Source organism: Streptococcus sp. AM43-2AT, assembly GCF_003603405.1.
In the GTDB taxonomy this organism is placed as follows: domain Bacteria; phylum Bacillota; class Bacilli; order Lactobacillales; family Streptococcaceae; genus Streptococcus; species Streptococcus ilei.
This window is the reverse complement of sequence record NZ_QTND01000001.1, coordinates 410,348-431,728: the sequence shown is the minus strand read 5'-3', so window position 1 is coordinate 431,728 and position 21,381 is coordinate 410,348. Positions and strand designations below refer to the sequence as shown.

General features: G+C 32.7%; 21 protein-coding genes and 2 pseudogenes. 4 read left to right on the top strand and 19 right to left on the bottom strand.

Annotation, left to right across the window (positions count from 1 at the left end):
• Nucleotides 1–5: 5 nt before the first annotated feature.
• From DW930_RS10560 to DW930_RS02035, 17 genes and pseudogenes are all read right to left on the bottom strand, one after another.
• A complete protein-coding gene (locus DW930_RS10560) occupies nucleotides 6–461 on the bottom strand; it encodes a hypothetical protein (protein WP_243635755.1) in 456 nt (151 codons plus the stop codon).
• A 51-nt stretch (nucleotides 462–512) separates the two neighbouring features.
• Nucleotides 513–731 (bottom strand): hypothetical protein, encoded by a 219-nt coding sequence (locus DW930_RS10555; protein WP_243635754.1) that lies wholly within the window; start codon nucleotides 729–731, stop codon nucleotides 513–515.
• Nucleotides 724–2,385, bottom strand: coding sequence for a hypothetical protein (locus tag DW930_RS02105; protein WP_123159209.1), 1,662 nt, complete (start codon nucleotides 2,383–2,385; stop codon nucleotides 724–726). Before DW930_RS02105 ends, DW930_RS10555 begins: the two co-directional genes overlap by 8 nt.
• Nucleotides 2,382–4,235 carry a hypothetical protein gene (locus DW930_RS02100; protein ID WP_123159208.1) on the bottom strand — a complete coding sequence of 618 codons (1,854 nt, stop codon included), beginning with the start codon at nucleotides 4,233–4,235 and terminating at the stop codon, nucleotides 2,382–2,384. Before DW930_RS02100 ends, DW930_RS02105 begins: the two co-directional genes overlap by 4 nt.
• A gap of 12 nt (nucleotides 4,236–4,247) precedes the next feature.
• Nucleotides 4,248–5,507: a site-specific integrase gene (locus DW930_RS02095; RefSeq protein ID WP_123159207.1), complete on the bottom strand. Its 1,260-nt coding sequence runs from the start codon at nucleotides 5,505–5,507 to the stop codon at nucleotides 4,248–4,250.
• Nucleotides 5,508–6,613: 1,106 nt separating this feature from the next.
• Complete coding sequence (locus DW930_RS02085; protein ID WP_003007328.1) at nucleotides 6,614–7,816, bottom strand: Abi family protein; 1,203 nt, start codon at nucleotides 7,814–7,816, stop codon at nucleotides 6,614–6,616.
• A 244-nt stretch (nucleotides 7,817–8,060) separates the two neighbouring features.
• Nucleotides 8,061–8,180 (bottom strand): annotated as a pseudogene (locus tag DW930_RS10670) (site-specific recombinase resolvase); the annotation flags it as partial.
• 525 nt (nucleotides 8,181–8,705) lie between these two features.
• Nucleotides 8,706–9,584, bottom strand: a pseudogene (locus DW930_RS02080) (phosphotransferase).
• Between the two features lie 106 nt (nucleotides 9,585–9,690).
• Nucleotides 9,691–10,119 (bottom strand): Type 1 glutamine amidotransferase-like domain-containing protein, encoded by a 429-nt coding sequence (locus DW930_RS02075; protein WP_074325025.1) that lies wholly within the window; start codon nucleotides 10,117–10,119, stop codon nucleotides 9,691–9,693.
• On the bottom strand, nucleotides 10,113–10,541 hold the full coding sequence (aac(6'), locus tag DW930_RS02070) for an aminoglycoside 6'-N-acetyltransferase (protein ID WP_123159205.1): 429 nt from the start codon (nucleotides 10,539–10,541) through the stop codon (nucleotides 10,113–10,115). The genes DW930_RS02075 and aac(6') overlap by 7 nt, the downstream gene beginning before the upstream one ends.
• 140 nt (nucleotides 10,542–10,681) lie before the next feature.
• Nucleotides 10,682–11,098: a GNAT family N-acetyltransferase gene (locus DW930_RS02065; protein ID WP_243635753.1), complete on the bottom strand. Its 417-nt coding sequence runs from the start codon at nucleotides 11,096–11,098 to the stop codon at nucleotides 10,682–10,684.
• Between the two features lie 379 nt (nucleotides 11,099–11,477).
• Nucleotides 11,478–12,845: a HAMP domain-containing sensor histidine kinase gene (locus DW930_RS02060; protein WP_123159204.1), complete on the bottom strand. Its 1,368-nt coding sequence runs from the start codon at nucleotides 12,843–12,845 to the stop codon at nucleotides 11,478–11,480.
• Nucleotides 12,836–13,495 carry a response regulator transcription factor gene (locus tag DW930_RS02055; RefSeq protein ID WP_004252839.1) on the bottom strand — a complete coding sequence of 220 codons (660 nt, stop codon included), beginning with the start codon at nucleotides 13,493–13,495 and terminating at the stop codon, nucleotides 12,836–12,838. Before DW930_RS02055 ends, DW930_RS02060 begins: the two co-directional genes overlap by 10 nt.
• A gap of 72 nt (nucleotides 13,496–13,567) precedes the next feature.
• Complete coding sequence (pcfG, locus tag DW930_RS02050) at nucleotides 13,568–14,308, bottom strand: lantibiotic protection ABC transporter permease PcfG (RefSeq protein ID WP_061564359.1); 741 nt, start codon at nucleotides 14,306–14,308, stop codon at nucleotides 13,568–13,570.
• Nucleotides 14,308–15,048, bottom strand: coding sequence for a lantibiotic protection ABC transporter permease PcfE (gene pcfE / locus DW930_RS02045; RefSeq protein ID WP_123159203.1), 741 nt, complete (start codon nucleotides 15,046–15,048; stop codon nucleotides 14,308–14,310). Before pcfE ends, pcfG begins: the two co-directional genes overlap by 1 nt.
• Nucleotides 15,049–15,052: 4 nt before the next feature.
• The gene (pcfF, locus tag DW930_RS02040; protein WP_070678834.1) at nucleotides 15,053–15,754 is read right to left on the bottom strand and encodes a lantibiotic protection ABC transporter ATP-binding protein PcfF; all 702 of its coding nucleotides are present in this window, start codon (nucleotides 15,752–15,754) and stop codon (nucleotides 15,053–15,055) included.
• A 287-nt stretch (nucleotides 15,755–16,041) separates the two neighbouring features.
• A complete protein-coding gene (locus tag DW930_RS02035; protein WP_123159202.1) occupies nucleotides 16,042–16,641 on the bottom strand; it encodes a hypothetical protein in 600 nt (199 codons plus the stop codon).
• Between the two features lie 558 nt (nucleotides 16,642–17,199).
• Here DW930_RS02035 and DW930_RS02015 point away from each other — a divergent pair.
• The 4 genes from DW930_RS02015 to DW930_RS02000 are packed head-to-tail and all read left to right on the top strand — an operon-like array spanning nucleotide 17,200 to nucleotide 18,444.
• A complete protein-coding gene (locus DW930_RS02015) occupies nucleotides 17,200–17,445 on the top strand; it encodes a hypothetical protein (protein WP_001813542.1) in 246 nt (81 codons plus the stop codon).
• Nucleotides 17,442–17,777, top strand: a complete 336-nt coding sequence (locus tag DW930_RS02010) for a hypothetical protein (protein ID WP_000806926.1) — start codon at nucleotides 17,442–17,444, stop codon at nucleotides 17,775–17,777. The genes DW930_RS02015 and DW930_RS02010 overlap by 4 nt, the downstream gene beginning before the upstream one ends.
• Nucleotides 17,778–17,789: 12 nt before the next feature.
• A complete protein-coding gene (locus DW930_RS02005) occupies nucleotides 17,790–18,158 on the top strand; it encodes a hypothetical protein (protein WP_000567222.1) in 369 nt (122 codons plus the stop codon).
• Nucleotides 18,145–18,444, top strand: a complete 300-nt coding sequence (locus DW930_RS02000; RefSeq protein WP_001072467.1) for a DUF5960 family protein — start codon at nucleotides 18,145–18,147, stop codon at nucleotides 18,442–18,444. The genes DW930_RS02005 and DW930_RS02000 overlap by 14 nt, the downstream gene beginning before the upstream one ends.
• Before the next feature lie 117 nt (nucleotides 18,445–18,561).
• On the opposite strand, the gene msr(D) is transcribed toward DW930_RS02000, so the two are convergent.
• Complete coding sequence (msr(D), locus tag DW930_RS01995; RefSeq protein ID WP_000420313.1) at nucleotides 18,562–20,025, bottom strand: ABC-F type ribosomal protection protein Msr(D); 1,464 nt, start codon at nucleotides 20,023–20,025, stop codon at nucleotides 18,562–18,564.
• A gap of 119 nt (nucleotides 20,026–20,144) precedes the next feature.
• Nucleotides 20,145–21,362 (bottom strand): macrolide efflux MFS transporter Mef(A), encoded by a 1,218-nt coding sequence (gene mef(A), locus DW930_RS01990; protein WP_000417519.1) that lies wholly within the window; start codon nucleotides 21,360–21,362, stop codon nucleotides 20,145–20,147.
• Nucleotides 21,363–21,381 lie beyond the last annotated feature (19 nt).

Sequence of the window (21,381 nt, the reverse complement as noted above, 5' to 3'; positions counted from 1 at the left end):
TCCTCCTAATACTTAGTCTTATTATCCAGTAAGTTTTTAATTTCCAAAATTTTACTTTTGCTTGTTTGCTTCTCGTTATGAGTGTGCTTTTCAAAAGATATTTTCGTGTCTGAAGTAATAATATTCTCACTAAGATACTTCTTAGTTACTAGTTGCTGATCAGATTTTAACAAGCCTTCTTCTTTTAATAATTCATTTGCAATCCCAGGATACAAACTGGTTTTAAGAAGATTTCTTAACTTTTTGTTTTCCTCTAATAATTCTTTGTTTAATGCTGTCTGCTCCTTAATTTCAGCATTCTTTTCATTAAGTTGTGCTACCTCATTTTTCAACTCTGAAACTCTTGTTTTGAGCTTACTGGCTTCTTCCTTATATTCTATTGCTGCATCAACAACTCTTTTATAATAATTATTAAGTTCCATCAATGCTGATTTGATTGCTTTAGGGGTTCTATTGGTCATTAAGAAACGTTCTACATCTAGAGTTTTATACGATATAACTGTTTGATAAGTTTAGTCTTCAAATAGTTCCAATCTATCATTAAGGGCTTGTCTAAATTCTTTGTTTCTTCTAATCGTTGTGTCTGCAACCTGCGGAAATCCGTTGCTTCTAAGGTAATTTCCAAACTGTGGAATTTTGAATAGTCTAGGATTATTCGAACAATGTTCCAGTAAATAATGTTCAAATAATAATAGCAATTCTTGATTATCAATATACTTCTTTCTAGCCATTTGAGAACTCCTGTAAGGATAAATGTTTTTCAGTTAGATATTCTTGATAAGAACGACTAACTGTTTTAAGTTTTAATAATGCCTCACCAATATCTTCTATATTCCCCTTTCCTTGTCGAACTCTTTTTATAGCCTCATCTACAATTAAAGCTTCCTCATCAATTGATTTCTTAAAGGATTTATCCATAGAGAAATAATCTTTTCCAGCTTTTCTGTAAAATGGACAACTAGTGCAAGCACCAAGCTCTGCATGTGAGCTAATGACTTTAAGACAGTCAGAATAATCACCTTCCGCAAATCTTGGTGAATAACATCTGCCCTTATTATCAAGAGAAACATAGTCTTTGTTAACGGTGTATTTGTGCTGAGTCTTACTGATAGCGTAAGACGTTTGAGAGTTTGTTAATTTACGATAAAGCTGATAGCTCCTACATTCAATAAACTGACTCAGATTTGAAAAATAATGTGAGGATGTTGTGACACTATCATGTCCAGCTAAGAGCATTGCTGTTACTGGACTAGCTCCTTCTGCTATCAGATTGATCATTGCAATGTGTCTAGTATCTCCAATATGAATGAAATTAATCTCATGATCGTCTAATTGATTTGGGGAATTGATATGATGGACAAAATACCCATACTGTTGAGATACAATCTCATTAAAGAAATATTTTAAAATTGTATTTAAGTTACTGTACGTCAAGAAACGGTTTTTAGTACCAGCAATACGTTTCCATTTCCGATAATGAGAGTCTGTCACAAATAGGGTATCTAACTGTGTAGATGATAAGTCTTTGGTTAGCTCTAAATAATTTAAAATCTCACTCGCAAGCTTAAATGGTACTTCGTAAGTTGTTAAATAATAATCCTCTGAAATTTTATGGGATACTCCCTTGTCTTTTCCTTTTAAGTTATTTCGTCTGAGAGTTAAGTAATATTTTCCGTCTTTTTCTGTGAGACAATTTCTCTGAGTGAGCAAAAACTCCCTTGGTCTAAGTGGTACTACTGCTGTTATTTGCCACCATAAGTAAAGAGGGTAGTAAAACAATCTTTCCTCATCTGATAATGGTTTAACCCAATAGTCGTTTAAAATATCATTAAATAAAAAATAGGATTGAAATTGGGCTAACTTTCGCTGTTTTTTAGTGTTCAGTTGATAACTAACATTTAAAAGTTCATCTAGTTGCTCAATCAGTTGGGTTAATTCGTTACTCTCTAAACATGGTAGTGTAGAAAGAAAATCTATACATACTGAGGGGTTGGAAATCTTCATATTTGCTAACGAGAAGACTTCGTTCACTTTTATTTCTTTGATTAATTTTTTTATATCTCTTAAAAAGGCTTGGAGTGTGATTAAAACATGATGTTCCATAGATAGCACTATAAAACTCTTTAAGTAGGTGACAAAATCATCAAAAGATAATTGAAATACTTGTTCATAAAACCTTTTATATTGGAATTTATTCAAGTTAAAAATGAAGCTAACGTTAGAATATTCATTAGTTGTTGCCCATCTATTTTCTTCAAAATTGGTGGTTAGGATAATCCCTTTTTCAACATAGTCTTGAAAACATTCTTTTGCGCTCTCAATCATATTGTCATCAAACAGGACAATTTCATTTACTTTACGAAATAATTTTAATTGATTATTCAACTGACTAACTCCTTGATAATATCCTCATAATCAGATAATACAGCTTCCCCATACTGTTCTGATAATGCTTCTAACATTTCTGTAAGGCATGGTTTAATCTGCTGCTCAAGAATGGCTCGAACCTTTCCTCGTTCAAGTTCATTCTTTAATTTTTGATATTGTTTATTGAGACGATTAAACTCACCAATTAACAAAAGTAAGGTAGATTTTGTTTGTAATTCATACTGGCAACCGACACAATGTTGACGGTCATCATAGGGGCATAGTTTCCCTAATGCAGACAAGAGACACATACTTTCTCCCTGCTTAGAGAAAGCCTCTCCGTTGCCAATTCGATGACAGATTGTCAGTAATTGTTCAGGTTCAACATTGTTTTCAACTAGAGTTTTTAAAGCTTGTTGCGAACGTAAATCCGCCCTAATACTCAGTTCTAACGTTTTTTCAATTTCTACTGGCGTTAAATCTAAACTTTTAATCATTTGAGTTTGTTGGCTTGGACTTAATTTTTTATACTTTCCTCTAGTTACAATGGTCAAGAGCATAGACGGAATCATGGATAATACGCCTCGTTCAAATAGCTCTTTTGCAACCATTTCAGGTTTTAGTTGTCCGAGTTGGGCATCTTTTAGATACGTTGTTGTAGTTTGTGCAAATTCATTAAAATCCCCTTTATGGCTACGAGCTAATGCGGCCAGAAAATAACCTTTAATATTCAGTTCTGACTTTTCTTCAAGAACATCATCTGCTAACATTGCGACAGATTGTAAGTAGGACTTGTTTGCAGAACGACTACTAAAGTTACGCTCTAAAAATAAATTTCCGATTTCCTCCCCCATATAACTAGTAATCTTTTCATAAGTTTTAATTTGTCTGATCAATGGATTTTCTGCATTGTATGGTATTTGAAGTTGGAAATGTGCCTCACAGATAGCCAATAACGTTCCAATAAGAACCTGACAACTTTCTGGGACATGAAACTTTAGCTGAGCAACATTAGAAGCGTTTTTGGTTTTATTAGGTGTTAAGTTTAAATAAGTCAATCTTGTTGTAATACTTAGTAAAGTCCTTCTAGCTTCACTACTACTCCAAGTTCCATCTACTACTGCTTCTAAAACTTCTAATGGTTCTCTTGTTAATTTAGGATGTCCTAATCTTTCTAAGTCTGTTGATCTTAGTGCACAAATAAAATGCAATCCTAGATATAGCCATGTATCTGCATAATCCTTTGAATTTGCTGCTTTACACAACATGTCATTTTTTATGATGTAGTCTTCGTTAAACAGGTAATACATTAATTCAAGGTATTCATCTAATTCATACGCTCCATTTGCACTCTCAATCGTGTAACGCTTTGTCATTTCAAAACTTACTCGATAACGAGTAACGCCTTTATTGAGTAGCCATTTAATAAATTGAATGAGGATATTGCCTTGTGACTTCGTAAGAACTTCTGTTGCTACTTCTACTAAGGTCTCTACTTCAGCATCACTATATAGAAACAAATCTTTTGTTAAGTAATATGCTAAAAAATCAAGTAGATAGAAACGATTTGTTTCACTCAGCTTTTCTTCTTCAGCAAATTGTACGAATAATTCACTTGTAGAAGGAAATTTTTTTGAAAAGATTTCTTCCATACTTTTAATTCCTGGAGGTGTTGTTAGATAGTCTTTGATGCGACTTTTAAGAACTTCAGCATCTTTTTCAGAAATAGTATAATCATCAAGATTTATAGACACACCAAACCATTCATTGTCTAGTAAGAATCCACTGACTTTCTCACGGTGTTTTATTGTAGCAGCACCTAACTCGACTAATATTCTTTCAAGATAATTTTTTAAATCTACTACCAATAGCTACTCCTTTTAATCTTCTCCAAACAATTTTTCTGCTTGCCAGTTCATATATTCAAAAACACCATTATTAACCTGACCATATTGTTTTGCAATTTCTCCTTTATTTTGTAAATAAACCCAAGCACTTTCTGGTGAATTGTCCCCTCTAGCAGACATCAGTTCACTAACTTCATTAACACCTGACAAAACCAATTGTGTGGTGTACCAGTGCCTAAAGATATGGGGTGAAATATTATTTTCTTGCAAGAGTTGACCAAAAAAGACAACCTCTGGGTCATCAGATTTAAGAAATATTGGAATCATTTCTTCGCGAATAATCTTACGAAATCGTTGATAGTACACATCGTATGACAATGCTTTCCCTTGCTTGTTAAGGTTTAATGGACCATAATCTCTCTCATACCTTTTACCTTCTAGGTAGCTCATATAGTCATTGTAGGTGTCTAAAAAGACCTCTAAGAAGATATAAGGTACAGCTTGAAGTCTTTCCTTTTTAATCCGTCCAGTCGGCTTTAAATCGCTTCTAAGAGGTATTTCTTTTCGTAGATCGATCTCAATCTTAAATACTTGACCATCACTTTGGTGAAATAAAATACCTGGTCCTAGAGGACTATCTTCACGTCTTACGTTACATGCTTCTGATGGTCTTAAGCCAACAAAGGCCCCCAAGGCCACAACCATGAGAAAATCCTTATGATAGTGTGCAATGTGAGAAAACAACATCTCAAAAGCACTATTTGGCATATCGCGAAAAATAGCTTTCTCAGTGTTGCTATCATCCACGTAGATTTCAAAATTTGGTTCTTTACGCTTTATAACCCGTCCTCTACTATTCGTAAAAGTTGTCGTAGTATACAATTCTTCTGCTTTTAACTTAGCCTTTCCCTCTCGCTCACTTAAATAAAGAGTTAAGAAGTCGAGAATTGCATTTACGCATTTTTCAACAGTGCTTTTCTTTCTTTTCCCGCTATCTTCAGGTAACTGAGATAATCCATAAAGCGTAAAAAACTCTCTGACCATCTCAAGTGTAAGTTGATCTACACTTTTAAGTCCAAGAGTACCAAATATGAAATTAAGAAACTTAACAACGTAAGAAAAGCGTTTATTCCCATCATCTGAAATCGACTTGATTCTTGAAGTAGATTTAACATAACGATGAAAATCAGTAAATTGTAAGTTGCCGTCATCGTGTTTCAGAACGATAAATTGCTTTGTCACGATGTTGTTATCACCTAAAACCAGTGAATGTTTATATACAACAAATCTCATGTTATCTCCTTGTTTAATATGACTGAAGGTTCTGACTGGGGTTTAGGATGTCAATACACAAAAAACGATCAAATCAGTACCATTTTCCTTTGTGCTCTAAACTGCATAAAGGGAATATCGATGAGTACTTTCATTGATCGTTATTATTATTTAAATTAATTCAATAATAAAAGTAACTTCATCAAAGTAATAAGAGCAATTAATTAGCTCAGCAACAACGATAACCACAGCAACTCCTTCTAAACGATGAAAGGAATATCCGCCGTGGCTATCTATTTACTTTTTTTCTTTTACTTTTGTAAGTTACTTTTGTTATTTTTACTTTTTCTGTATTATATCATATTTTGATTAAATTGTCATCTGAGATAGTGATTTTAAAAAAGCTGGAATTTTTTTCAATTGTATATTTTGACAATAAAAAACACTTTAATATCAATTTAATGATTTTAGAGCGTTTTTAGCTTATTTGATTTTAAAGTTGTCGTCTATTCCTCAGAATTACTTGAAGAACAGGAAAAATTCGACAACAAAGTAAGTCGATCTATTCAGTTATAAAACCTATGAAGGTCTTTCTGCTGGAACTAGCCACTCCTACTTTGGAGATGTAGATTATACTCTTACTTATTCAACTGATAATATCCCTCATGATTTCTCCTCATGATGCGTCTGTGGGACTCAAAAGTTTTGGGAAAACTTTTGAGGATTAGTTTCGTTTCACTAACAAACTCACACACTCCACATGTAGTGTTAGCTTTTTTCTATACTAATAGACGAAAGAGAAAAAAAGTGATTTTAGAATTATACTGTAGAAATAAATATTAACTTTGGTAATGACTAACTTTCTAAAATATCTTCAATAAGCGGTTCTATCCTCTGGATAATAAATCAGAAATTCTAAACTGCATGTAAACTCTATACAATTCAAGGTACTTCAGAAATCAAACATCTTCAACACTATTTTCAACTTATCTAAATAAAATAAGGAGGAAAGTTTATTAACCTTCCCCCTTATGACTTTTTGAAAACCTCTTTCAAGGATTTCACGCCGTCGTGGCACTAAAATATAACTATATTATTCTATCATAACCAGCAACTTTTTGCAACACTTACTTGCCAATTCTATTAAAAAAATTTTTATTAATATCAAACTTCAATAGTAACATATTTTTTAAATAATATGATTGAATAGCTCGATCAATCCTTTTAAGAGAGAATCTATTAAAAGAATTTAAAATTTTTAAACCTTGATAAAACTTTAAAACTCTATTATTCCTTTTAGGAGTAAGTAACAAATCAGAGATAAAAAGTCTATTGATTAGAATACTATTTCCCGTCCTATATCTGGTTATGAGACCAAAGTGTGCCAATTGGTTTCTCAACTCACGCAGTATTTCACAAGCGTTAATAAATTTTTCTCGACTCCCACTAATAGAGGAATCAAATCCCATCTCACTCATAATTTTATTTTGTATAGCAATGTCTAATCCTTGGAATAAAACCAGCAAGTCATTCAACATTAGTGTATCAATAATAACCCAAAGCGGAGGATTTTTATAGCTAGAAATATATGGATATTTAATTTTACAGAAGTCTGAATAAGATAATTCAAAAAATCTTCCCTCTATGTTATTAATTTGAATCGTCACATTCATAGAACCGTTTAATGAAGAAATATTACTAGGAGTATTAGAAGCTTTTATTGAAAATCTCCCTCGATATTGATTTATTTTAAGGTCATCAACTATTCCATCAAAATCACCTTCTAGGTTGTAATATACATCTCCGTTACGAGTATGAGAGGTACTAATTTTACCTGTAAACATTACATCTTTAATCTTGGCAGAAATAGTATGCACTCTAAAAAAAGAATGCGTTTTTTTATTATCTCCATGAGTATAAAAATACTCTGTAAAAGAATTTCGATTGTGTGCTATCGGTAGCACATAACAATTGATATCTAAATACTTTAAGTTAGAAGCAATACCATTATTGCAATGAACTTTTGAAAATTCGTATGCAATTCTCGACTTCAGTTCAACCTCAATCTTTTCGATTTCTTGAAATAGGTACTTAGCTATATTTCTATCCAATGTGTATATTCTCTCAAAATCTTTAAAAGAGACTCTTTTCATATATTTTTTAGGGTTAGAGGTCTCCAAAAAAATAGTTTCAAAACCATTTATAGAATTAAAATAATTTTTCTGCTGAATAAAACTTACCATCCCTGGCTCATCGGTAATCTTCAAATTCCTGCCCCGTTGAATCAAAATCTGCTCTTCAATAGTTTTAAACGCTTTTTCTCTAGTCATATTTTATTATCCATCTGCAATATCTTTGATTATATTATATTTTCGAAAATATAACTATCAAATATAAAAGCCTTAATAGTTATTTTTCTTGTTTACTTTCAAAGTCATTCAACAATTTCAGTATACCACAAAAACGCAAATTAGGCTGTAACGAAAATGTTTTCCAGCTGTTATTACAGCCTTTCTTTTTCTATAACTGTACCTCAGTTCCCTCTGTGAAGGGTACTCTAATTTTCCTATCCTCTTAAATGCTGATGTGGTCTAGAAGTTGATTCATCATAATTCATTCAAATTTATCTAAATCTAGTATCTGATACATCTGCTTAGCATAGTCCTTATGAAGAAGATTTGTTGCTTGCTCTAGCAAAATAAAAATTACTTGATACCTCTAATCACGTACCTCTCATCATAGATTTTATAAATTACAAATAATCGTAATCCACCTACTTGTCGTCACGATGCAAACCGCTATATATTATCAGCTACTGATCCTTTTTAAACGTTGGATAGAATTTGTTTATATAGGAGGTGAAAGTTTTGACATCAATGCTACAGCCCCGTTATAATGCATCTGTGGGACTCAAAAGGTTTGGGAGTTCAAAGCTCCACTGGAGCTTTGAAATAAAAAAGCGAGAGATTTAGCTACGTTTCACTAACAAACTTACACACTCAATATGTGGTGCTAGTATACTCCTATATTAAAGAACGAAAGTAACTGAGTTGTTGTTTAAAATTAAAATGTAGAATGAAACTATTTTATAGTTACCATTTTTCAACTTTATAGCTGATAATTGTCACTTAAAAAATTTACTTGCTAACTTGTAAACTTGTTGAGTCTCTTTACTTTTAACGTCCCAACTACCAAATTCTTCTTTAATCAACTCTTTTATTATTCAGCTTTTTTCTCAATCAAATACCAACTAGGAATGATTTGCTTCATATCATCATACCATTCTAAAATTTCCTTAGCTTGATTTTGCATTACTGCTATTTCTTCAACTCCGTAAGGTACAGCCCAGGGAAGTGCTCCCACTAAGTTACTTAGAATATAGATAGCGAGAAGCTTCCAAAATAAATCCGGAACCTTATGATCAAAATATCCATCTATCATACCAGACGCAAAAGAGGGAGAGACTTGAGCAGACCATACAATACGATTGAATTCCTCTCAAGGATCTCCAAGATCAAATCGATCAAAGTCAATGACATAAATTTCTCCATCTTCACCAATCATGAAATTCCCGATATGATAATCTCCATGTTGGAAAACCTGAGGTCTATCTTTTAACAATTCTCGATTTGCATTTAAAAACTCAATAAAGGTCTGACCATTTTCATATTGAACGGGACATTCTTTGTATTTGGAGATTTTGTCATCAATTTTTCGATTATAAAAGACCTCCCAATCTTCACGAACTTCTGTAATAGGGAGTGAATGAATTTTTTGAAGGATTCTTCCTGCTTCTACTCCGTAAAAGTATTGTTGTTCTTTTGAAACAGTTAAAATGGTTTCTCTTGCATCTTTCCCGTCTATCCATTCGTGTAAAGAATGCACTTCGTCATCACAGAGTTCTATGCTAATTGGTTTACACATCGGAACTCCAAGAGAAGCCACCTTATCCATCATATCAAATTCAAATTTTTTAGAATCTAACTTATCCTTATCAGAAACACGCAAGAAATATTTTTGCTGATCTTGATCTGTCACACAATATTTTTTATCATCTGACCAGCCTTTATTTATGCCTATCTTACTAATAAAATTCATCAAGCACACTCCGATTCATTTCACAACACTTTTTGCAGTTTTCACTAGTAACCTATCCAGTTCGTCTACACTTTAGTTACCTAGATCAAGATTTAGATAATGAAAACTAGTCAATTTTCTCTATAATGTTCCCAGATTTATCCAAGACAAGACAGGAATGATCATTTAGTGGAATTATGGGAATATTAACGAGTTCTTCAGCTCTATCCTTATTAGCTTTATCATTCCAGGAATCATAATGGACACTAATTAAAAACTGACTAAAGAGTCCTAATCCATTTTTTATCTTTATCTGATGATCTGAATTATCATTAGGTGAAACATAGACTTTTTCTCCTAATAATAGGGCTCCTGCAGAAAATCCCATAACTTTCGCCCCTTTATTCAGCATACGATCGATATAATTTTTGAACTGCTGATTGACGTAAGTAGCTAAATACTTTTCCGTATTTCCACCCATCAAAAAAATTTGTTCGTCCAATCTTTCACACTTCCTAAAGATACATAAATTTTGACCACGTTCTGAAATTATAATTTCTTCTTAAAATGAATAATTCTATTTGCCTCCTGAAATCCAATATTGAGATGAAATCTTATAGAATCGGTATTCGTTAAAGTACAGTCACTTGCAAATTCCTTACATCCTTTATTTTTCGCCCATTCCTCACATTTTGTACAGAGATTTTTAGCAATATCCTTTAAACGATATTCCTCGTCGACAATAATCCCTTCTAAGAATCCAACAGGACTATATTTACAACCTTCAACATAATCAAATCTTAGTGAACATAGTGCTAGACCTACAATTGTGTCACCTTCAACTTCAGTAAAGATTGCAGTATTTTTGCCATTCGTATATCTTTTTACTTCATCAATAGCTTCCTTATCTGTCAATTGGGGCCATAATTGTTTTATTAGTTTAGCCGTTTTTATAGAATCTTTTGTTATTCCATTCATATTGATGTTCCTCCGCAAATTATAAGCAAATGTTACGAATCATGCTGTTACTTTGTTACTCATTGATTGATACCAATACCATCACCTTCTGCTTTTCTCCATAATAATTAACTTCCCCCTTTTTCCTTCTAAATCTTTTTTCACAACAAAAAAACCTGAATTTCTATATGCTTTTTGAGCCAATATATTTTTTCATTTACAGCTAATATGATATGGTTAATTTCTAATTTTAAAGTTGAATCTATGAATTCAAATATTCCATTCAGAGCATTAGAACCATATCCTTGATTTCTGAAATTATCATCAATAGAAAATCCTCTAATAAGCGCATAATCATTTTGATAATAGCCGTACTCTTTAGGACCAGTGTTTAGGTGTAGGCAAAAAAAACCAATTACTTTATGGTCTTTATTAAGTATTACTATTGGGTATCTATCCTTATCTTTTTTAGACTTTTCAATAATATTTTTTGGGGTATCAGTATGTGTAATATCATTTAAAGAATAAGAACTTAAAGAATGGTAATGTTCAACTTCACTATACAAAGATAATTTCATGATAATTAATTCCTTTCTCTTTATGTAAGATACATAACTAAATCAGTTGATGATTTAATAATCATATCAATTGTTTTCATACTTTCTACTTTCCTATTCAACTTTCAAATATATAGCGTTTTCATTATTTTCTTATCCTATTATATCATTATTCAAAATAAAAAACTGCAACTTACTAGTTGCAGTTAAACACAGATTTACTTCTGTTCCTTCTAGAAATTTATAAGTTAACTTTTAGAATTTGTTCAGTTATCAAAGTTCATTTAGCTTTCTACTATGTAAGATTCTTGCTTGATAGCGGAGTAAATTTTCTATTCTACACCAAAAGCAAAAAGGATATATTTTTAATAAATTCCATTTGAAAACAATTCCTGTTCTATTATAGTAATGGTAATTCTAACTTTACACTTGCACCATGTTTATCCGAGTTGTTTTCTAATATGATGCGTCCATTATGTAATAACATTATTTTCCAAGAATTATATAAACCTAAACCATAGTTTGTAGCTGAATGTCTACTCTTATCTCCACGGTAAAATTGCTCCGTTCCTCGTTTTAAATCCTCATTAGAAAATCCTGGGCCTTCGTCTATCACAGATATTGAAAGTATCTTATCTGTAGTCATTATTAGTAATTCAATGTTGGATTTGTCTGGTGAATATTGAATAGCATTACTAAATATATTTTGAATGACTCTTTCAAATAATTGTATATCTATCATTACATCTGAATCTTCACAATTAATAGATTTAGATATAGTGCGGTCATGTATTAGTGTAATCTCTCTCGCTATTTCACTAACTCTTTCGATTATTTCTGACACTTTTACTTTTTGTAAATTCAACGAGTTTAATTTAATTGACTGATTCATCCCCATCAGAGCTTTTGTATAATCTGATATACGTGTTGAATTTTTTATAATGTACTCTACATAATCTTTTTGTTCATCAGTTAGATCAGTTACCTTTAACAATTCAGCATTACCTTGGACAATAGAAACCGGAGTTTTTAAGTCATGCATTAATGCCGATATCTGACTTCTCTTATTCTCTTCTTTAATCCAATTTTCTCTTAATGAATCACTTAAGGCTTTTTTCATTATATCAAGGCTATTTAAGACATCATTAAATTCTTTGATATTTGAACTTCCTATTTCAAAGTCTAATTCTTGGTTGGCGATTTTATCTGATGCCTCTAGCATTGGCGATAATTGCCTTGTTATTCGTTTTGCCCAGATTAGAGTAGCCACAAATGCACTCATTAAAAAGAAAATGATTAATAAAAATATTAATAGTAAATCTACACTAGGGAAATATTTTTCCATCCAATCATTATTGTAGTGTGGCTCCAGTGAATAATGGATTAATACATATCCATCATTCCTTTTAAATTCTATAAATGAAGAATATGGAGTTGAAAATCCCTCATGATTGTGAAAATTCTTAGCTTTCAGTTGAATAGCTTCATCCATATTAGTTTTTATCACTTCACCATCTGGCGATAAAAACATATAGCTAGCTCCTTTAGGTATCAATGCTTCATCAAAGTCTATTTTATTTAAAATTTTATATTTATTTTCTTGTAATAAATTTTCTGTATGGTTAGCCGGAAGAATCAAACCAACACTATAAAACGCTGTAAAAGTTAATAAAGCTAGTACGATGGCACATCCTAAACCAACTCCAACAGTCATTAAGTATTTAAGAAATACTATTTTGAGCGACTGTCCTTTTCTAATTAATTCCATTTATAACCAATCCCCCAAACTGTAGAAATTGGATTTTCACCAAATTTTAAGAACTTTGCTCTAATATTTTTTACATGTTCTGATATGGCAGAAGAATCACCAATCCCATCAAATCCAAAAATCATTTCATATATTTGTTCTCTTGAAAAAACTTGTCCCTTTCTCTTTGCTAAAAGCTTCGAAATTTGATATTCAGACTTTGTCAGATGAATTTCTTCCTCCTTCACAAATACTTGATTGGAGGATAAATCAAATCTTATATTCCCTAGGTTTAAACTCGAATGTTTTTCTCTTTGTTCTCTTCTCAGATGAGCTTCTACCCTTGCTAACAATTCACCAACACCAAATGGTTTGGTAATATAGTCATCTCCTCCACTTAATAAGCCATCTACTATATCCGTTTCCATTGCTTTTGCAGTTAAAAAGATAATCGGACAATCCACTTTACTACGTATATTTTTACAATAGCTGATTCCATCAACCTCTGGCATCATTACATCAAGTAATATTAAGTCATATTTCCCCAAACTATTTTCATCAATATCTACCGTGGTTTGGTAAATATCAACAATATGATCTCCTTTTATTAAAATATTCTTGATTAGAGTCAGCATATCTAATTCATCATCTATAGCAAGAATTCTTGCCATACCAAACCACCTCCATATTTATAAATATTTTATTATTATACCATATTCCATTTACAAATACATTTAGAGCTATTATTCACTGATTGACTTTCCACCCCACCTATTGAACCATAATAAAGAGCCAGTAAAAATGACTACTGTAATAGGTATTGCTACATAGCCCCACATGGTAAACTCTTTAATTAAATATGAGCTATCAGCCAATTCACTTCCAACAATATATGTTGCAGATAATCTCGATGCCCAAGTACAAGGTAAAAAATACCAAATATTTTCACCTAAACTTGTTATTGAAAGTAAAGCAATCAACGTTTCCACAAATCCCAATCCTATAGATGCACCACCACCTAACATAAGTGATACCCATAAATGAATCATATATGTAGATAAACATCCTATAAAAACTAATAATAATTCAATTAACCAAGCCATAGTCCCTTGATTACCAAATAGCATTGCAAATATAAAAACTGCTAAACTTATAGAAAATAGGAAACTCAATAAGAGCATTATAAGTTTTCCACCATAAGCCTTACTTCTGGATTTTGTAGTTGATAGAATCACTTGAAATCGTCCAGCACTTGCTTCCATGTCAACAACCTTAGATGTGATAGCACCAAATATTATTGGTAAGATAGCACCTAAAAGCACAAAATAATTCAGTATGATATCCATATCAGAAAAATTTTTTAGACTTGTAAATGTTGCTGCCCAATAAAATATTAGAGCATATAAAACAGGTAAGATAAAGTGAGCCCATGGAATCCAAGTATGCTTCAATTTATAAAACTCTGATTTTAATATATTCATCATTACTTTACCTCTTGCTTAGAAAACCATTTTGCAGTAATGAAAGTCAATAATGTAAACAAACATATTGATAAAATACAAGGAACAAGTAAGGATGTGTTTAAAATCATTGGATTTGATACTTCTGTTGGGATACCGTTCGGTAAAATACGCATAACGGGTACCATCAATCTAATCCCCCAAGAATAAGGGCAATAAATCCACATAGAACCGTCAGCTAACAAAATTCCTAACACAATTCCTAATACAGCATTTACTACAATGCTTACTATAAACCCAAACTTTTTAGCCAGGAAAAAACAAAATGGAACTTGCCATATGTTAGTTATAACCAATAATACACTTGCGAATAATAATGTCGTGAATGCATAGTTTCCTGTTAATTGTTCTCCAATGAAAAATTGAAAAACAAATACTCCTAGCATATGCAAAATAGCAGTTATACTTAGATAAATTGAAGCTGTTAATATTTTTGAAATCCATATCTTTTTTAAATCAATATTGAGTGGAAAAATTGCTCGGTAGTTTAATTTTCTCTCTTCTTTTCTATGCATCATTGCAGGTATTAAAGCGAAAGTTGCCGGCATTAAAATCACATACCACCAATTGTATGCGTTTATGCTAAAATATGATGACATTAATACAAATGCATTTAGTAAAGCTATAATCGGGGCAATGAGTAATATCTTCAACAAAAAGCTATGTTTGTGTTTCAAATTTTCTGCAAAAATATAATTTTTCATTAAGCTACACCCTCTTTCCATTCTTTACAACATTCATAAAAAGTTCTTCTAAATTTTCATTATGATTAATTGTGTTTTGATATTTTAATTCTCCTTCATGTATAATTCCTATATGATCAGCAGTTTGTTCCACTTCTGCTAAAATATGACTAGACAGAATTACTGTTATTCCTTTTTTTGGAAAGTTTCGTATTAAATCTCGTAATTCTTGAATTCCTAATGGATCTAATCCGTTTGTCGGTTCATCTAGTATCAATAGTTTAGGATTATTTAATAAAGCAATTGCAATACCTAATCTTTGTTTCATCCCCAAAGAAAATTGACCGCTTTTCTTTTTTCCGGTATTTTTTAAATCTACAATTTCTAAAACTTCATCAATTCTTGCATCAGGCAATCCAAGTAATAATGTTCTAACTTTTAGATTTTCTCTTGCACTTAAATTTTCGTATAAGGGTGGCATCTCGATTAAAGCACCAATATCTGATAAATCATTTCTACTCCATTCATGTCCTTCAAACATAATTTCACCTGACGTCTTGTGTAACATACCTGTAATCATCTTTAATGTCGTAGATTTACCTGCACCATTAGGTCCTAGTAATCCATATACTGAATTTTCCTCAATTTTTAATGACACATTATTTACAGCTTTTTGTTTTCCAAAAACTTTTGTTAGCTCATTTGTTTCCAAAATATATTTGCTCATATTTTGTTCCTCCTTTAATCTTGTAAATAGTATAAAAAATATTTTTAAGGATTCTGTAAGGAAAAAATATTTTTCAAAAAGTAGCAAGAAAATTCTAATATATTAAACGTTTTGCATTTTTTTCTTTAGTCTTTTATGCCATATTTCATATACTTCATAAATAAAAAAGGCAGAATCAGAGTTCTGCCATAAATAACCATTATTTATCTTACAACTTCAATCTCCACCTTTGCTCTAAATAAAATTTTAAGGAATTGAAATATTCTCTTTCTAATCTATAGTTATACCTATTCTGTTCGAGTTTCAGCTAAATATATTCCCCATTCAGCTAATTCTTCAGGCAAATCATAAACAGTTTTTCCATTACTTTCATAGATTTCAGAGATTCCTGGGGAGGTCTTAGAAAAAGTTTTCCAAGCTGTCACTAGTTCTTCAACAAATTGAATATTATGAGGCTCAAAAAAGTCATTAAATTTCGATAGTTCTTTACTATAAATTGTCACAACATTATAGCTATCAAGCATGATTTCATCGTGACTTTTATGTCCACCAAATCCAAACTTACTTAATCCATCATTTACAAGTAAATCACCGTATCTAATCAACAGTGCTAGACATTCTTCTCTTGAACAACCATCAATATAATAAACATCCTTATGGGATTCCTTGATAATATTCTTTGCTATCACTTTTTCTCTATCACTACTGACAGGCAATTCCAAAATAAAGAACAAGGGCTCGTCATGAATCGCAATAAAGTGTTGAAAAACCTCTAATATTTTTTCTGCGTGTACATTCGCCATCAAATGATGTTCAGTTAACTTTGTAAATGATTCAAATAGGTTTTCTACTAAGCTAACTTGGTGACCTTTTACTAAATTCAACATTATGCGTCCTCCAGAGAATTTAAACAATATACACATTTATAATTTCATTATACCATTAAACCCTTAAAAAGACTGCAACTTCCTGGTCACAGTCTCTTATAAATCCACTTCAGTTCCTTCAAGGAAAGTTACTACAATTTGTCCAGCTTCTAAAATAAATTGATAGCATGTCAGACTATAGTATCTAGAAAACCAACTTGAACTATAACTCTGATAATTTCCCTCTATCCAAGTAAAGAAGCTACCTTCACGCTTTTCATTCTCCCTTTCGTTCAAAGGTTTCTAATCTTTTACAAGCAGTGATACCGCCTCAACGTGTGCTGAGAGCTTTCTTCTATACTAATAGACGAAAGGGTGTGAAAATGATTTTTAAATGATACTGTGGAACGGAACAGTAGCCCTAGTATTGACTACTGTCGTTTCTATTCATATTGGCTATTCTAGGACTGAGATGAAAAAATCTATAAATGCTCAGAATAAAATTGAACCCGCAAATCTCCCCAAAACAATGGTGAGTCATGTACTTGTATTATTCCGAAAAAATACACCTCTGGTGCAGTGAGACAAATTGGTGTATCTTATAGTGGCTTCGTAGATGAAAGCTATACTCTACTATCACTCTTTGATGATGTAGAACAAATTGAAAAAGATAATAGACTTCAGACAGCTATTGATGTTGTCAGAGAACAGTTTGGTTTTTTAGCCATACAAAAAGGAACCGTCCTAACTGAAGGTTCCAGAAATATTGAACGCAGTAAACTTATCGGTGGTCATTCCGCGGGTGGATTGGAGGGATTAAAATGAAACAAGAAAAAAATACAGTACAATTTTCAGAAATCCGTAGCAAAGGATGTAATGATATTGAAATGCTTGAAAGATTTTTACATGGAATCGTTGAAACAGCAACTTCAAAACTTCGTCAGAGAAAACTCAAAACAACTGAAATATCGATACGACTAGTACATGCTAAATCTGAAAACCGATTACCATTGGAATTTACATTTAGCATTAAGCCAACAAGCTCATCTGTGATAATCTATACTGAGGTAATCAATCGCTTTAAAGAATGTTACACAGGTGGGGGAATTCAAGGTTTTACGATTCAATTTGATAAAAATACCCTTGCCTCTGCATAGAAAGGATTTGATATGATTGACCGTTCATATTTACCATTTCAATCAGCAAGAGAGTACCAGGATACAAAGATGCAAAAATGGATGGGCTTTTTCCTATCTGAACATGCATCAGCACTCTCTGATGATACAAACAAAGTAACGTACATGTCTGACTTATCACTAGAGAAGAAATTATTACTCCTCAGTCAAGTATACGCCGGGCAGCTACGCACACGCATTCAAGTGATTGAAAAAAACAAGCGTGTTTCCTACACTGGAACAATACCAAGTCTGACCAAAGATTTCATTTTGATAAAAACTACAACAGGTCACATCAATTTGAAATTAAAAGACATTATTAGTATTGAACTTGTCGAGGAGGTGCTCTATGAATCAGCTTGAGTTTCAGCGTAATCACCTACAAATGGACTATTATAGCGAGAGCTACCAAGATTTTGAACGTGACTTCTACCGCTACTCTAACATGAATATTCCATTGACCTTCCTAACTGATGATATCCTAAAAACAATGGCGACTTCACGTAAGAATTACTTTGTCCTCAATAAGGAAAAGTCCAGAGATAACCGCGATCACTTCTTCATATTTGAAGTAAGTACCGTAGATGAGAATCCGCTAATCTATCATTATACATATAAGAAAACTACAATATATTTAGCAGAAAAATAGGAGCAGTTCAATTGACTGTTCCTATTTTTAATATTCATAAAATCTAAAGTCTTTATACTCTTTAACAATGGAGTCGCCAACCAGAACAGACTATACTGACCAGCGACTACCTTAAATTTAATGTTTCAGATTTATTTTCTTATCTCTAATTTCATAAACTACATCTGCTACATTTTCGAGTAATCGTTTATCGTGGGTGATAAACACGATAGTTCCGGTGTACTCCTTCATTAGTATTTCCAAAGCCTCTAAACTTGGTATGTCAAGGAAGTTACTGGGTTCATCCATTATTAGGATGTTATATCTACCCATGAGCATTTTAGCAAGCAACAATTTTATAATTTCTCCACCGCTTAAAACAGATAAACTTTTTCCAATATCGTTCTGTTTGAACCCCATAGATGCTAGCACTGAACGAATTTCTGATATATTGTAGTCACAATCCTTCTGCATAAACTCCATAACATTCTGATTACTGTTGTACTTGTAACCATTCTGTGCAAAGTAACCTATTTTTGCCTTAGGCGAAATAGAAATTCCTTCTTCATGGTTTAAGATCATTTGGATTAAAGTTGTTTTTCCGATTCCATTACCACCAGTTAACGCCACTTTTGCTCCTAACGGAATTTGAAAAGATGCATTTTCAAACAGAGCCTTATCCCCAAATACTTTATTAATTTCTGCACCGACTATAGGGTATGGATTATGGAGCTCCAATGCTTTACTTTGCCTGAAACGAATTCTGCGAATGCCTTCCGGAGCTTCTACTTTTCCTAAGGCCGCAATCCTGTGCTCTAGGGTTTTAGCAGCATTATACATCTTTTTTTCCTTACTTCCTATTGATTTTTGATGAGCTAAACGCCCTCCGTCTTCAGTACTTTTTTTCTTTGAAGAACCTTTTGCCTTCTGTTCTATTTTACGAGCCTGTTTTCGCTTTTCCTCCGCAGCCCTTTCCAATCGGGCACGTTCCGCAATAAATTGTTCGTATTCTGCAGCTTGGCTCTTACGTTCTTCCTCTTTCTGACGAAGATAATCAGAATAGTTTCCCCAATACTCAGTGATTTTGCCATCTTTCAGTTCCCATATTTTATCTACTATTTCATCAAGAAAATAGCGGTCATGGCTAATAACTAACAGTGCACCTGTAAAATATTTTAGCTGTCCTATTAGAAAATCAATTCCTTCACGGTCTAAATGGCTCGTAGGTTCATCCGCTAAAATACCATGAACCTGTGCCGATAAGGCCTGTGCTATTTTAAGCCTTGTTTCTTCACCACCGCTCATAGTCTGTATATTTAATTGCTCAACACCTAGCTTGCCTACAAGTGCAAAATCTTTTTCCTCCTGCAGAGTTACTTCGTCCAACTGGGGAATATAGGCAAGTTCACCCAGACGATTCATTTTACATCCTGGGGGAGTTAATTCTCCTAAAAGTACCCTGAGTAAAGTGCTTTTTCCAGCACCATTTGCTCCTACTAAACCAATACGGTCATAATCATATACTTCTAATTCATTTATATCTAAAACATCGCGTCCTTTGAATTCCACACGAATGTCTTTTGCTTTTAATATTAATTCCATAACATTTCCTCCTGTCTATAATCGCATGCTTTCATTTGCTTGTATGCAGGGAAAACCCTGCGATTTTAGCAGGAAGAGTTACATGAAAATAAGATACATAAATATTCCTCCAATATTGTTTATTTTAAATCTAATTTTCTAACCTCAGTTATCATTTGGCAAACTATAGCAATGCCAATAATTAAAATACCTGATAGTAAAAACCAATGATTTACACCGATTTTATCAGCAAAGAATCCAGAAAGAATTAACCCAATTGGCATAGCAAGTGACATGATACTTCCGATCAAAGAAAATACACGTCCTAAATATTCAGGCTTAATTTTCTCCTGAAAAAGAGCTGTTTGCACACCGCTATAAAATGGCACCGAAAGCCCCATTATTGCACAGCAAACTACGAATATTACAAATCCATTTGGAGGAAGTATTCCCGAAACGGCTAAACTGGTCCCCATTATAAAAAATGAACTTGTTATTAGTAATACATGCTTTTCGAAGCCCCCTAATCTTCCTAATAATAAGCCTCCTGCTAGCATCCCAAATGCAAAGGAAATTTCCGTAATAGAAATATGCACAGGCGTTCCATTAAAGTGTTCCATGCTTATTAAAGGAAATAGTGCATTGATTGGCATATAAACAAAAGTATATAGTGTTCCTAAGAGTAATAAGGCAAACAATCCTTTGTTTTGTCTCAGAACCACAACTCCTTCTTTCATCTCCCTTATGAAATTTGGTTCTAAACTTTGCACTTGATTACCCAGCTTAGGTATACGTACAATTGCTACCGTAATAGATGCAATCACAGCACCCAATACGTCGATGGCAATAATAGCATTTAAATCCCAAACGGAGTATAAGAGTGCTGCAACTGCCGGACTAACAATATAGCTTATAGACTGCAAAGACTGACTATAGCCTGCGCATTTCGTTAGCTGTTCTTCTGGTACTAAAAGTGGTGTAACCGCATTGAGTGCTGGGGTATGAAAAGCTGTTCCAATGCTACGGATAAACAATACTATCATAATCATCCAGACAGGTAGCTCCATACAGAATGCAACAATAGCAAGCACTGCACCAGCTGCTGCGATAATTAAATCGGCACCAATCATTATCTTCTTCCTATCATGACGATCCACTAGCACACCAATGGCAGGTCCCAAAATCGCATAGGGTAAAAAACCTACTAATGAAGCCATAGACAAGACCATCGCAGATCCTGTTTTTTCTGTAAGGTAAAAAATAATCGCCATTTGCAGGATGGCACTAGTGATTAATGATACTGCTTGCCCTGCCCATATTGCATAAAATTTTCGTTTCCAATTGTTGTATTTTTCCATTTATATTATCTCCTGCATA